This window comes from Coralliovum pocilloporae, assembly GCF_030845175.1.
GTDB classification, from domain to species: Bacteria; Pseudomonadota; Alphaproteobacteria; order Rhizobiales; family Cohaesibacteraceae; genus Coralliovum; species Coralliovum pocilloporae.
Genome location: NZ_CP132542.1, coordinates 3408509 through 3422688, shown reverse-complemented (window position 1 = coordinate 3422688; position 14180 = coordinate 3408509). Strand labels below are relative to the sequence as shown.

Annotated in this window: 13 protein-coding genes; 4 read left to right on the top strand and 9 right to left on the bottom strand. The window is 55.7% G+C overall.

The features are described 5' to 3' along the window. Positions 1-56: 56 nt before the first annotated feature. The 8 genes from RA157_RS15480 to RA157_RS15445 form a co-directional block, all read right to left on the bottom strand. Positions 57-1397 (bottom strand): NAD(P)/FAD-dependent oxidoreductase, encoded by a 1341-nt coding sequence (locus RA157_RS15480; RefSeq protein ID WP_350334022.1) that lies wholly within the window; start codon positions 1395-1397, stop codon positions 57-59. Positions 1398-1411: 14 nt separating this feature from the next. Then, positions 1412-2176 (bottom strand): NAD(P)-binding domain-containing protein, encoded by a 765-nt coding sequence (locus tag RA157_RS15475; protein WP_350334021.1) that lies wholly within the window; start codon positions 2174-2176, stop codon positions 1412-1414. Continuing rightward, positions 2176-3693 (bottom strand): aldehyde dehydrogenase, encoded by a 1518-nt coding sequence (locus tag RA157_RS15470; RefSeq protein WP_350334020.1) that lies wholly within the window; start codon positions 3691-3693, stop codon positions 2176-2178. Before RA157_RS15470 ends, RA157_RS15475 begins: the two co-directional genes overlap by 1 nt. A gap of 2 nt (positions 3694-3695) precedes the next feature. Then, the gene (locus RA157_RS15465) at positions 3696-4607 is read right to left on the bottom strand and encodes a dihydrodipicolinate synthase family protein (protein WP_350334019.1); all 912 of its coding nucleotides are present in this window, start codon (positions 4605-4607) and stop codon (positions 3696-3698) included. 92 nt (positions 4608-4699) lie between these two features. Next, a complete protein-coding gene (locus RA157_RS15460) occupies positions 4700-5806 on the bottom strand; it encodes a mandelate racemase/muconate lactonizing enzyme family protein (protein ID WP_350334018.1) in 1107 nt (368 codons plus the stop codon). A 34-nt stretch (positions 5807-5840) separates the two neighbouring features. Further along, complete coding sequence (locus RA157_RS15455) at positions 5841-6584, bottom strand: SDR family NAD(P)-dependent oxidoreductase (RefSeq protein WP_350334017.1); 744 nt, start codon at positions 6582-6584, stop codon at positions 5841-5843. A gap of 23 nt (positions 6585-6607) precedes the next feature. Then, entirely contained in the window at positions 6608-7378 is a 771-nt protein-coding gene (locus RA157_RS15450; protein ID WP_350334016.1) for an SDR family NAD(P)-dependent oxidoreductase, read from the bottom strand. A 29-nt stretch (positions 7379-7407) separates the two neighbouring features. Beyond that, positions 7408-8958, bottom strand: coding sequence for a trimethylamine methyltransferase family protein (locus RA157_RS15445; RefSeq protein WP_350334015.1), 1551 nt, complete (start codon positions 8956-8958; stop codon positions 7408-7410). A 109-nt stretch (positions 8959-9067) separates the two neighbouring features. Between RA157_RS15445 and RA157_RS15440 the strand changes: the two genes are divergently transcribed. Next, entirely contained in the window at positions 9068-10066 is a 999-nt protein-coding gene (locus RA157_RS15440; protein ID WP_350334014.1) for a GlxA family transcriptional regulator, read from the top strand. A 42-nt stretch (positions 10067-10108) separates the two neighbouring features. Here RA157_RS15440 and RA157_RS15435 read toward each other — a convergent pair whose 3' ends face one another. After that, positions 10109-10963: a LysR family transcriptional regulator gene (locus RA157_RS15435; protein ID WP_350334013.1), complete on the bottom strand. Its 855-nt coding sequence runs from the start codon at positions 10961-10963 to the stop codon at positions 10109-10111. A gap of 110 nt (positions 10964-11073) precedes the next feature. Between RA157_RS15435 and RA157_RS15430 the strand changes: the two genes are divergently transcribed. Genes RA157_RS15430 through RA157_RS15420 form a run of 3 tightly spaced genes read left to right on the top strand, consistent with a single transcriptional unit; the run spans position 11074 to position 14133 of the window. Next, complete coding sequence (locus RA157_RS15430; RefSeq protein WP_350334012.1) at positions 11074-11610, top strand: flavin reductase family protein; 537 nt, start codon at positions 11074-11076, stop codon at positions 11608-11610. Then, on the top strand, positions 11603-13084 hold the full coding sequence (locus tag RA157_RS15425; RefSeq protein ID WP_350334011.1) for an aldehyde dehydrogenase: 1482 nt from the start codon (positions 11603-11605) through the stop codon (positions 13082-13084). Before RA157_RS15430 ends, RA157_RS15425 begins: the two co-directional genes overlap by 8 nt. Before the next feature lie 14 nt (positions 13085-13098). After that, positions 13099-14133 (top strand): LLM class flavin-dependent oxidoreductase, encoded by a 1035-nt coding sequence (locus RA157_RS15420; RefSeq protein ID WP_350334010.1) that lies wholly within the window; start codon positions 13099-13101, stop codon positions 14131-14133. The last annotated feature ends 47 nt before the right edge of the window (positions 14134-14180 follow it).

Below are 14180 nucleotides of genomic sequence, written 5' to 3'. Positions count from 1 at the left end.
GCACGCTCTGTAATTCCCGCTGGTTAAAGCGTGTTGCGCCCACGTGGGAACCACACCTAGGCCTCTTTGCCTGCCTTCCATTCACGCCAGCGCATTGTCATGTTGGCGCCAAACCAGGTGAGAGGCTCTGGCGGCAGCTTCTTTGGGGCGGGCTGGGCCATCATTTCAGCTATCATCGGATTGTTTGACTTGGTGGCCAATTCTGCGGCGAGCATGCCGGACAAGGTTCCCTTGGCCGCGCCAAGACCGTTCTGACAGCAGGCAGAGATAAGCCCGTCATCGAGCGGGCCAAAAGCCGGAACACCGTTCCAGCTCACACATAAGCGTCCGCCCCAGACATAGTCCATGTCCATTCCCGCAAGCATCGGGAATCGGGCGTCAAAGCTCTTCTGTTGGGCCTTGCCGACGCTGGTGAGACGGTCATCGCTCACTTCCATGGACGGATCATAGGTGAAGCGGGTTCTGACAATGATACGATCTCCGCCAGTGCCGGAAATCCGGCGAATGGTTGCGCCCATGGGGTCTGCAGGTGTGATATGCCACTGGCGATGGCCGCCGAGCCTGTTGATTTCGTCTTCAGTCAATGCGCGGGTCATGGAGGCATAGGTAAACACGTGCATCAACTGCTTCGGGTAATAGCCAAAGCTCTGGATATGCCCATTGACCGCCATGATGACTGTAGGGGCTTCAATTGATCCTTCCGGCGTTCCCACATGCCAGACCGAGCCAACCCGCTTGAAGGAAACCGCCGGGGTCTGTTCATAGAGATCTATCTTTTGCTGCAGGGCTGTTGCCAGTCCCCTTACATAAGCAGCCGGTTGCAGCATGGCAGTGCCGGGGGTGTAGAGGCCACCTAGATAATAGTCGATACCGGTGAGATCCTTCATATCTCTGGCATCAAGAAGCTCGGATGCTTCTCCCACATTGGCCAGTTTTTCCGCATAGGCCAGATTATGCCTGACACCTTTCTCGGTAGCGGCTCCGTTGATCTTGCCACAGGGATTAAGGACATCGGAGCCGAGGCCGTATTCCTCGGCTGCTTCACGTGCAAACTGGATGGCCGTGCGGTTCATCTCTGTCTGCTTGCGGTCCTGATCCTGCTCACTGCCGGAATAGTTGTCAGATGACAGGTCATGCGGCAGATCGATCATGAAGCCGGAATTGCGACCGGCGGGTCCGTTGCCGACGCGACCAGCCTCAACAAGTGCAACATTGTCATCAGGACGCAGTTGAGTTAGGCGGCGTGCTGCTGACAGGCCTGCAAAACCGCCACCAATGATGAGCCAGTCTGCCGTCCGGTGCTCCTTGAGAACGCGTGGAGCCTCATAATCTGGCAGAATGGCGTTCCATCCGGAAGGCCCAGGGTCTTTGGGAAGTTTTGTAACCGAACGCGCCATGATGTCTGCTTTGTTTATTCCGGGAGATTCAACCGCTGCCGAAATCCGTCCAGGCCGGATTTAAGCGCAGTTACAAGGCCTTGCTCCTTCATATGAGCGAGCAAGGTAGCATTCAGGCCGCCCTCTGTTGAAAGGGCCTGCAATTGTTCTGAAAACCTGGATTGTCCATCATTGGGAACAGAGGACAGGTAACCGCCAAACAGTGTGGCGACATAGGTCTCGGCGTCCTGCCTGTTGCCGGTCAGTTCACCAAGCCATTCCGATGTTGCCGCAAGTTGAGCGAAGAGAGGCGACGACAGGGCCGTTGCCGCGAAGTGGGCGTTCAATGCGGTTTCACTGGTCAGCGGTATTACGGTGTCTGTGTCACCAAAAATCTCTTCAAGCGCTGAACTCGCCGGATAAACGGGCAGGGGGCTGTTGCCTGTTGCGATGAATGGCATCGGAATGGTGATGGCAATATCTGTCGCAGGGGCACACAGGTCTTGCAGTTCAGCGTGAAACAATCCCATCATTGCAGAGATGACACGGTGATCCGGACGAAAGTTCAAATCAGGCAGAAGAGATCGGGCTGTATCGGCGGTTACGGTCAGCCAGACGATGTCTGACTGATCAAGAACGGACTGATTATCGTGAGTGCTTACGTCTGAGAACTCGGCTGCCAGTGTGGCGGCACGGTCTTTGTTTCGCTCCGAAATTCTGATGTCGTGTCCCTTGCCGGAGAGGCCGCTTACCATGCAGGATGCGATCTCTCCGGTGCCGATAAACCCGATCCTTGCCATTAGCTGACGGCCTCGTCTGTGGCCCGGTCTGACAGGTCAATCCAGATGGTTTTCATTTCCGTGTACTGGTCATGAGCGTGGATTGAATTGTCACGACCACCAAAGCCGGACTGTTTGTAACCGCCAAACGGGGTTGAGATGTCACCCTCACCAAAGCAATTGACTGTTACGGTGCCTGCCCGGATTGAGCGGGCAGCCCGCAGGGCGCGTTTGGCGTTTGCCGTAAAGACAGAGGCGGCAAGGCCGTATTCTGTGTCATTGGCGATCTGAATGGCTTCGTCAAAGCTCTTGACGGTGACCACAGACAGAACCGGACCAAAGATCTCTTCTCGAAGGACAGCAGCATCGCTGCCAACATTGTCGAAAATGGTCGGTTCCACATATGCGCCATCAACGGATGAGCCGCCGAGAACCACTTCCGCCCCTTCAGACGGGCCTTTTTCAAGATAGGAACAGACCTTGGTGAAATGCTCCTGATCGACGAGCGCGCCCATGCGGTTGGCCGGATCAAGAGGATCACCCATACGCCATTCGCGAGCATGGGCCACAACGCGCTTAAGAAGCTCTTCCTTGATGTTTTCATGAACAATCAGGCGGGAAGCGGCTGAGCAGTTTTCTCCCATGTTCCAGAAGGCGCCACTGACAACCTGTTCTGCAACAAGATCAAGATCTTCCGCATCGTCCAGAACCACGCAAGGATTCTTGCCGCCACACTCCAGAACAACCTTCTTGAGGTTGGAATCAGCTGCATAGCGAAGGAAACGGCGTCCGGTCTCGGTCGAGCCGGTAAAACTGACCATGTCCACATCCATATGGAGGCCGAGCGGTTGCCCAACGTCGGGGCCGTGCCCGGTGACAACGTTCAGGACACCGCGCGGGATACCCGCTTCCATGGCCAATTCGGCCAGGCGAAGGGCGGTCAGGGAGGTCTGTTCTGCAGGTTTGACGATGACGGAACAGCCGGCGGCCAGTGCCGGGCCGATTTTCCAGGCCATCATCAGCAGCGGGAAGTTCCAGGGCAGGACGCAGGCAACGACGCCGATCGGCTCGCGAACGATCATGGCGACCGCATCATCACCCGCCGGAGCGGTCTGATCATAGAGCTTGTCGATGGCTTCCGCATGCCATTTGATTGTGTGAATGACTTCCGGAATGTCGATCGTTTCGCAATCCTGGATAGGCTTGCCGCTGTCCAGTGATTCCAGCACGGCCAGTTCGCGCCGGTTGCGGGTGATCAGCTTGCAGAGACGGATCAGGACATCTTTCCGTTCGGACGGGTGCAAACAGCGCCAGCGACCGTCGTCAAAGGATTCACGAGCTTTCTGAACGGCGAAATCCACATCTGACGAATCGCAGGCTGCGATCTCAGCCAGTTCGTCCCCGGTTGCCGGGTTTACAGAAGCAAATGTCTTGCCGGACTGCGCTGGGCGGAATGAACCATCAACGAAGCTGTTGACGGGCAGTGTCAGGCCTGCAGCGATGGAGGCGTATTCCTCGCGGGTCAAAAGGTCGGTCATGATCAGCCCTCGCTTTCGGCTTCAATGGCCGCAATAGTGGTTTTCAGAGTGCGGACAACCTGCTCAAGCGCACGTTTGTCATCTTTGTTCAGCGGCCGAAGCGGCGCACGTGGAGGGCCCGCATAAAGGCCGCTCATCTCACAGCCATGCTTGACGCATTGAATGAACTTGCCGCCCTGTTCCAGAACCCGCATGAGCGGCATCATCGCAGACATGATGCGGCGTCCTTTACGGAAATTGTCCTGAACCGCACAGGCTTCATACAGGGCCACGTGCTCTTTCGGCAGGAAGTTGGAACCGGCACAAACCCAGCTGCGTGAGCCCCAGGCAAAGAATTCAAGAGCCTGATCATCCATGCCGCAGGACATCTGGATGTGCGGGTAATCACGTGCCAGAAGGTGGACGCGATTGATGTCGCCGGAGCTTTCCTTAATCGCCACCACATTCTTGGAGCGCCCGACGCGGTCCAGATATTCTTCACCCATGGAAACGCCCATGCGCCCGGGGTAATTGTAGAGCATGATGGGCAGGTTGGCGGCCCGGTCCACAGCGAGTGCATGCATGGCATTTTCGCGCTCTGTAGGTACGGCATAGGGCGGGGTGGCCACCAGAAGGGCGTCCGCGCCAATATCCCTGGCTGCCTCTGCATACATGATAGATTCTTCAGTGCGGATCGCGCCAGTACCGATAATAAGGGGCAGGCGACCTTTAATGAGCTCTTTGGCAAAGCCCATCAGTTCGATACGCTCTTCTGATGTCTGTGCGTAGTACTCACCAGTAGATCCACCGACGATAATTCCGTGAATGCCGGACTCAATCAGATGTTCGATCATCGCCGCGAAGGCGTCCCGATCGATGCTCCCGTCATCGCCGTGAGGCGTGATGATCGGGGTATAGATACCTTCAAATTTCATGTGCACTCTCTGTATACATTTTGCCTCTTGTAGCAAACTAATACTCGTCTTGCAATCATCAAGGCGAGCATGATTCATCCAATCAGATTCATCTAACCATAACAGGCTGCCAGCGTTCCAAGGTTTTCTTCGGTAGGATTCACACCAAGGCCCAGGCCTTTCGGGACCGGGATATAGCCGTTTTCGATGACCACCGGATTTTCCTCGTCGTAGTGACCCTCGATGTAGGGCTGAGCCAGCCAGACACCTTCCAGCAGGTGAGGCTCTACGGTTGCTCCGATATGGGTGCAGGCAGCAGCGATTATGTCTCCGCCCCATGAATCATCGCATGTGTGGGGCAGGGAGGACACTCTGCAGATATCCCGGAAGGTGCGCATCTGGGTAAGGCCGCCAATGCGGGTCACCTTCATCCCGAACCCATCGCACAGGCGCTGCCCGGCAGCCTTGATGACAATGCCCAGATTTTCCGAGCTTTCATCAAGGAAAATCGGATGGCTGACCAGCCCGCGAAGGGCTGCAACTTCCTCAAGGCTGTTGCAGGGTTGTTCCAGAATGCAGGGAATATCCCGACAGGCCGAGGAGAACAATTGAGCGTCACGGGTTGTCCAGCCACGGTTCCCGTCAACGGCAAGGCGGACCTTGCCGCCCACACGTTCCCAGACTTTCCGGACCGTCTCAATGTCGATTTCGACGGGGCGGCCACCGACCTTCACCTGCAGACGAGGATAGCCTTCAGCGGCTTTCTTCTCGGCCAGGTTTGCGATCACGTCCGGTTCGTCGACGCCGGTGGCATAGTAGGATGGAACGCGCTCCGTAACGGCTCCGCCCAGAAGGTCGCAGACACGAACACCAAAATGTTTGCCCTGCAGATCCCACAACGCCATATCGATTGCGGCCTTGGCATAGGCGTGACCGTTCAGGCTCGCATTCATCGCAGCGTAGGCTCGATCAAGTGCCAGCGCGTTCAGGCCGATCAGGTTCGGAGCCATCTGAGCGAGGGCGGCGCGTGCACCGAGGGCGTGACTGGGTTGATAGACCGGGCCGACCGGGCAGGTTTCGCCGAAACCGACCAGACCGCTATCTGTCCTGATCCGGACGACCGTTGAATCAAGCGCATGAATCTGCGTTGAAGCCATCGTATATGGTCCGTTCTTGACGGGCAGGTCTTTCTGGAAAACATCAATAGATACAATACGCATGCGGCATGTTCCTCAAGTCTTTCACCGGGCAGGGTCAGGGCAGGCTGAGCTTTGCCATTCGTCCGCCATCAACCGTATAAACCTGACCTGTCACAAAAGCTGCATCATCTGATGCCAACCAGGCAACCAGCGCTGCGACTTCTTCCGGTTTGCCGGTTCGACCAATTGGATGAATACGGCCAATGTCGCGCCGGAAGGCGTTGGGGTCAGGCATGGAGTCAATGAAATCCATGTTGAGATCCGTATCAATCCAGCCGGGTGCGACTGCATTGCAGCGGATGTTGTGTACACCTTCATCAACTGCAATAGCGCGCGTCAAACCATGGAGGCCGGCTTTGGACGCGCAATAGGCCGCATGACCCGGGTTTGAGCCCAGGCCTTCAATTGAGCCGATATTGACAATTGCGCCGCCTGTTTCCTGCTTCCGCATGATGGGTATGGCTTCTTTTGCCAGAAGAAATGGAGCACGGAGATTGACCGCCATCATGCGATCCCATGCTTCTACAGACATAGCATCCACGCTGGCTTCTTCCATCATGCCGGCATTGTTGACGAGAACATCGAGCCGACCAAAGCGGCTGACCGCTTCGTGCACCGTGTTCAGGCAGCTGTCGATATCGGAAAAGTCAGCTGTAAGATGGGTTGAACCCTCAATGTCAGACGCAGATCTCTGGGCAGTGATAACGTCAGCGCCTTCCGCCAGGAACCGCTCGGAAATAGCACGACCGATACCGCGGCCGCCCCCTGTGACAAGTACAACCTTGTTCTTGAACCGCATGGATCTGTTCCTTGGATTTGTGATCAGAAGACCGGTTTTGCCCCGTTTACTTCAAGCAGTGCCCCGCACATATAACGGGAGTCGTCAGAGGCCAGGAAGGCAATAACGTCTGCAATATCTTCCGGCTCGGCAATCCGGCCCAGGGGAACCGTTGCGTTCAGGTCTGCAATAGCCGTATCAGGATCAAGCCCCCGAATGGAAAACCCGGTTCGCAACATCGGTGTGTTGACCTCGTTGGGACAGACCGCATTGACGCGGATATTCTGGTGGGCATGGTCACGACCCAGACAGCGGGTCATGGCAGCAATGGCTGCCTTTGTGGTGCAGTAAACCAGATGATCAGGGCCGGGATATAGCCCCCAGCAGGAGGCTGTATTGACGATGGTACCGCCGCCAGCTTTTTCCATCAGAGGAATGGCAGCCCGCACGAGGCGGAATGGCGCTTCCACATTGACGGCCATGGAAAGAGCAAAGTCTTCATCGCTGGCTTCGGTTACAGGACCACGGCGCATCAGCCCGGCATTGTTGATAAGAATATCAAGCCCGCCAAGTGCTTCGACCACCAGACCGGGGAGACTGTCACAATAATCGCCGTCTGTCAGGTCGCCAGGGAGAGCGATTGCCTGGCCGCCACCTGCCTGTATCTCGGCACTCATGCGTTCAGCTGATTCAGCTGAGACATCTGCGAGAGCAACCCTGGCTCCGCCTTCAACCAGTTTTGTGACGACCGAATGTCCGATCCCACCACCGGCCCCGGTAATCAGGGCCACTTTGCCATCAAATCGCTTTGTCATTCGGTCTTCACTTCTTCTTCGAGGTAGGCCTAGTACTCTTCGTTCAGTCCTGCATTTTCCGGGATTTCACGCTCACGACGCAAGATGTAATCCATCAGTTCTTCGTTCTTGGCTTCATCCAGCTTGGGTTCTTCATATTCGCGAAGCAGCTTCTGTGCGTGCGCCAGGGCACGTTCAGTGATTTCCTTGCTGCCTTCTGCGATCCATTGCTCAATCGAGTTGTTGTCGAACAGCTGTGGCATGAAGAAGGCCCGCTCGAAATTCTCCTGAGTGTGTGGATGACCGAGATAGTGTCCACCCGGGCCAACATCACGGACAGCGGCCAGCGCTTCGTCAAAATCATCCCAGCGCGGTCCAGAGGCCATGCGGTGACCCATAGCGCATTGTTCAGCGTCCACAACGAACTTGGCAACAGAGCAGTGCATCCCGGCCTCGCTCCAGCCTGCAGAGTGCCAGATGTAGTTTGCACCTGCACCGAGGACCGCCATCAGAGTTGTTGCACTCTCATAACCGGACTGGGCGTCGAAGGTTTTGGCGCCACCCAGTGTGTTTGATGTGCGCCAGGGCACACCATAGAACCGTGCCATCTGGCCGATCATGAAATTCATCAGCGAGATCTCAGGCGTTCCGGCCATCGGTGCGCCAGACTGCATGGAAACGGTTGAGAGGTAATGGCCATAGATCGCCGGGGCACCTTTGCGGATGATCTGAGTATAGGCGAGGCCGGACAGGGCTTCGGCGTTCAACTGAGCGACCGCAGGAACCGTTGAGGCTGGTGTATTAGCACCACCCAGAACAAACGGCGAGCAGAGTACAGGCTGACGACGTTTTACAAAGGCGCGCATGGCACCCAGCATGGTCTCATCCCAGACCAGCGGGGAATTGCCGTTGATGTTCCCTGTGGTTACAGCGTGGTTTTCAAGGAAATCCTTGCCGAACAGGATCTCGCACATATCCATGACATCTTCGCCGTTCTTGCCCGACGTTGTCATACCCATGAAGATCTTGTCCGAGTGTTTCATGGACGAGTAAGTGATGCGCAGATGGCGATGCGGCACCGGATGGTCCATCGGCTCAACAATATGGTGAGCGGAGGAGTGCAGGGCCGGAGACATATGTGCCAGTTTGTGGAACATGCCGAGGTCATCTAGCGTCGGCCAGCGACGCTTGTCTTCCAGATCGCGCAGGAATGGTGCTCCGGTCATCGGTACGAAGATCGACTTCCCGTCACCGATCTCCACATTGTTTGCCGGGTTGCGGGCGTAATAGGAGATCTGTGATGGAATGGACGAAATCAGCTCGCGGATCATGGCGCGGTCGAACTTGACCAGCTCACCCTGAACATCGGCACCAGCCTTTTTCCAGTCATCAAGCGCAATCGGATCGCGGAAGATAACGCCGACTTCTTCGAGAATCGACATGGAGGCATCATCGATTTTCTCGATCTGCTCCTGATCCATGGGCTCGGTGTAGGGGATGCCGCGTTTGAGCGCTGGCAGCATTTCAATCGGACGGCTCGTCCGAACCGCTTTCCGTGCGGCCCGGCCGCCACGACGGGATTTCAATTCAGCCTTGGTCATTACCAACAATCCTGTTATACAATATGTGTACGATTATGGCAAAGTGGACCATTTGTAAATCCCCTTTGTTGTCTTGGACTGGTATTTGCCCAGAGGAGTATACAGGATTATGAGCGGGCCGCTTGGTGTGGAGCTTATCCTTGTTGGATCTGCGACCCTTTTTGATCTGTCTTTGGTGATTGAGCCTCTGCGACTCTGTAACCGCATTCTCGAGCGGCCGGTTTTCTCTTGGACAATACGAACCGCGAATGACGATCCTCTCCGAATCTATGATCGCCTTACACTGGCGGTCGAAACCGAGGAGCCATGTTCATTTGACCCCGGTCTGACACTTGTCGTTGGCTCTGATTCCGAATCTGACCGGACCGTGTGGGCATCTGAAACCTGGGCCTCGCTCTCAGGCAGATTTATGCGCGGTGGAGCTATTGGTGGTATCGGCGGTGGCGTGTCGGTGCTGGCTGAGGCCGGTCTTCTCAATGGCCATTGCATAACAGCGCCGTGGTGGCTCCTGGATGAGATTGCTACTGACTTTCCTCAACTGTCGCCGACGGGGCGCCGCTTTGAAATTGACGACAGGGTTTTGACCTCTGCAGGAGGTATCGCAGCGCTCGAAATGATGCTGGCCTATCTTGGTCGGCATGTAGAGCGCTCGGTACTCGTTCAGGTGCAGGATATCTGCCTGATGAATGCAAATGCCGAATTTCAGGGGTACCAGCCCAATGTCAGTCATGATGAGTATATGCCATGCCTGGATGATGCGCTTGCGCTGATGCACCAGCATGTCAGAGAACCGCTTTCGACGCAGGATCTTTCGAGGCGGTTGAATGTTTCATCCAGAAAGCTGGAACGTCTGTTTCGACAGCAGTTTAACAGCTCGCCGATGAAATATTACAGGGAACTGCGCTTAAAAATGGCAAAGCAATCCCTTCAATCAACGTCAGATTCTATAGGTGTCATTGCTCTTAACTGCGGGTTTCAGTCTGCATCGCATTTCACCAAATGTTACCGACAGCACTATGGCGTCACCCCGCGTTACGAGAGGACACGTCACGTGGTGAGCCTGCATGTGGAGACAGATCATAAACTGGCCGGATCTTTCCAGGGTTGACTGGTTTTTGCCAGGCCGTGGAAAACCTCAGTCACATGAGCTCTAAAACCCGTGAGTACGATTCCGTTGCAATTCTTCAAGAAACGGGGTGAACCAGGGCCAGTTGGCAACGGCTGTTTCGCTGGCAACCAGATAGGCAGTCCTTCTGTAGCGCTCTGCATTATTGACCTGATGAAGTCTGCTGCGCGCGGGATGTTGATCTACGATGAGTGCTGGCAGATAGGCTGACCCGCCGTTTTTCAGCAAATAGTCGATCGCCCATAGTGAGCTGTCAAATGTAGCGCGGGATGTGCCTGCATCGAAATAGATCTCTCCATGCCAGCGTCTGTAATCCTCGCCGTGATCAACAAAGACATATTCTGTCTCGCCAACGATCCGGGCTCCCTCTTGATCTGAATAGAGAACCAGTTCCTGCGCTGGCAGGGGGTGGATGGACTGGCGGCTGCGGGCGACCGGTTCATAGGTCATGATCACATCCACATGACCTGATGCGAGCCAGTCTTCCAGATCATGGCCATTGCCCTGATAGACCGATAGTGCCATGTCCGGATGTCGTTCTGCAGCAAGGTCAAAGAATTGTTTCCCCGGACCGTACCAGAGCTCCCGATGGCATCCGAAATTACACACTGAATGTGTGCCTGCCGGAAGACCTGCCTCAAGTTTGGCCTGACGCCACAGGCCCGTCATGACCCGGGCATAGCGGAGCAATTTGGTTCCCGCCGGTGTGAGCGTGATGCCGGATTTCTGCCGGTTGAGCACAGTCTGCCCAAGATCCTGCTCCAAGGTTTTCAAGCGGGCCGTGACGGTTGATTGTGTCACATTGAGGCGCTCGGAAGCGCGGACGAGCGAACCCGTTTCTACAATGGCGATGAAGGTCTGAAGCGAAGTGATGTTCATGGTTGGTATCAATTCGATATTTGTGCATTAAATTCTAAAAATAATTCAATTTTCAAATCGATCAAGGTTTGCCACACTGATGCTGTTCATTGTCCAGTGGAGGGGTCGCAATGACAATTCATGTGGAGCCGTCCGGTGAGACGGTATTGAGAGCGGATTTCATCAAGGCCATGCGCCGGGTGATCTCATCGGTGACTGTGGTCACGACAGATGGCCCGTCAGGGCGCTTTGGCGCAACCGTCAGTGCGTTCTCGTCTGTCTCTGCTGACCCGCCGATGGTTCTGGTCTGCCTGCACAAAGAGCCGTCCGTGGCGAGAGCCGTGGAGCAGAACGGCGTATTCAACGTCAATATTCTGCCGGAGACGGCCAGTGCCATCGCCAACCGGTTTGCAGGTCTTGATGATGATCGTGTTTCAGACCGGTTTAGCGGTGTTTCCTGTTCAGGCCAACCACCGGCCATTGACCATGCAACCGTGTTTATCTGCTCTGTAGACCGTGTTCTCGATGCGGGTAGCCATCTGGTTGTGTTTGGTCGTGTGGACGGGGTGCGTGATGCTTCTGTGGACCCGTTGGCTTATTTTGACGGGGCTTATCGTCGAGTGATGCCTGTGGAGCAGGCTAAAGAGGAACAGGCCAGCGATGACTGAGCTCAAGACCTATGACATGCTGATTGATGGGGCCTGGGTGCAGGCCTCTGATGGCGCTCTGTTTGACAGTATCAACCCGGCAACCGGCGAGAACTGGGCCCGGATACCAGAGGCGACCGCTGAAGACGTGGACCGTGCGGTCAGGGCTGCTGACAGAGCTATGTCATCCGGTCCCTGGAAGAGTATGTCACCCACAGAGCGGGGCCGTTGTCTTCGTCGTCTTGCAGACCTGCTGGTTGATCATTCAGAAGATCTCGGGCGGATTGAGACGCTCGATACCGGCAAGATGTTCAAGGAAACCCGCTGGCAGGCGAAATATATCTCGGAATTCTATCAGTTTTATGCGGGGTGCGCCGACAAGATCCATGGTGAAACCCTGCCGATTGACAAGCCCGACCTGTTTGTTTTCACAAAGCGGGAGCCTATTGGTGTGATCGCGGCTGTGGTGCCGTGGAATTCCCAGCTGTTTTTGTCTGCCGTTAAAATCGGGCCTGCGCTGGCGGCGGGGAATGCGGTGGTGCTCAAGGCTTCGGAACATGCATCTGCGGCCATGCTGGAATTTGGCAAGCTGATTGCTGAGGCCGGAATTCCCGATGGCGTGGTCAATATTGTCACCGGACACGGAGATCCATGCGGCAAGGCCCTGACCAGTCACCCGCTGGTGGCGCGTGTGGCCTTCACAGGTGGTCCATCTGCAGCTCGGCATGTCCTTTATAATTCTGCCGAGAACTTTGCCGAAGTTTCTCTCGAACTTGGTGGAAAGTCACCGGTTATTGTGTTCGATGACGCTGATGTTGAAAGCGCCGTGAACGGAGCTGTTGGCGGTATCTTCGGTGCATCCGGCCAGAGTTGCGTCGCCGGGTCGAGACTGATCCTCCACGAGGATATAGCCGATACGTTTCTTGAAAAGATGGCGGCTGTCGCCGCAAGTGTCCGCATTGGTGACCCGATGGCGGAAGAGACTGACATGGGGCCGCTTTGTACATCCGGGCAGATGGAAACCGTCGAGCGGGAAGTGGCGCATGCTTTGTCTGAAGGCGGCAGGCTTGTTTGCGGTGGCAAGAGAGCTGATGCGGGCAGTGCGTTCTTCTATGAGCCGACCATTATTGATTGTCCGAGCCCGGATTTACGCATTGTGGATACGGAGCTGTTTGGCCCCGTTGTCAGCGTGCTGCGGTTCAGGACCGAAGAAGAAGCCGTGGCTTTGGCCAATGAGACGAAATATGGCTTGGCTGCGGGTATATTCACCCGGGACAGCGCCCGTTCTCTTCGGATGTCTGATGCGGTGAAGGCGGGGATCGTCTGGGTCAACACTTATCGCGTGATTTCACCTGTTGCAGCCTTTGGGGGCATGAAACATTCGGGTTATGGCCGCGAAAGCGGGTTTCAGGCGGTTTACGACTACACCAGACCGAAGACGGTCTGGATGAACACCTCTGATACGCCTCTTGGCAGTCAGTTTGTCTCGCGCTGAGTGGAGATTGCGCTATGAAGTTTCACATTGCTATCAATCTTGAACGGATGGATGACAGCCAGGATATGGCCGCTGTGCGTGACCATACTCTTGAGATGGTGCAGATGGCGGATGAGGTCGGTTTTGAGATTGCCTGGGCTGCGGAGCATCATGCCATTGAGATGACGATTGCGCCGAACCCGTTCCAGATCATGACCTGGTGGGCAGCGAATACAAAGACTATCCGGCTCGGGGCAGGGGTGGCCAATGCGGCCTATTGGCATCCTATCAACCTAGCTGGCGAAGCGGCCATGCTGGACCTGATGAGCCATGGGCGTCTTGAATTCGGGCTTGGCTCAGGAGCCTATCAGCGGGAATTCGACCGGATGAAGCCCGGCCTCGACCAGAAAGATGGCTGGCGTTACATGCAGGAAATGCTACCGCTTGTCAGGAAGCTCTGGCAAGGGGATGTGGAGCATGATGGTGAATACTGGCAGTTCCCGAAAGCGACATCCTGCCCGAAACCGGTTCAGGAGGACGTGCCTGTCTGGGTTGCCGCCCGTGCGCCGATTACATTTGATTATGCCGTAGAGAATGACTGCAACATTATGAGCTGGCCACTCACCCTGCCGTTTTCAGAGGCTGAAGAATATCGGCAGCGGCTCAATGACTCGATTACCAGGAGCGGCAAGCCTTATGAAGGCACTTGGGCCATGATGCGCCATACCGCTGTCTATGAGACAGAGGCGGACCGTCAGGCGGCCTTGGATGCGGCGCGTCAGGTCTTGGCCATGTTTGGAAACCTGATGATGAAAGCAGGCGATGTCACCAATGGCTTTCCGGAAAAGGTGCCATTGGAGAAACTGGACGGCAATGTCCGGGTCGACCCTGAAATGCTCGAACAGAATCTGATGTTTGGTGACCCAGATCAGGTGATTGCCAAGCTGAAACGTTATCAGGCCATCGGGGTGGATGCGTTCATCTACTACGCTAGCATGGGGCTGGGGATGGAAGAGCAGAAGCGGTCTCTGCGAACCTTTATTGACAAGGTGATGCCGGAGTTCTCCTAAGCGCCTGCGCCCTGAAGCCAACCTTATAGACATCCATAAAAAGAAAG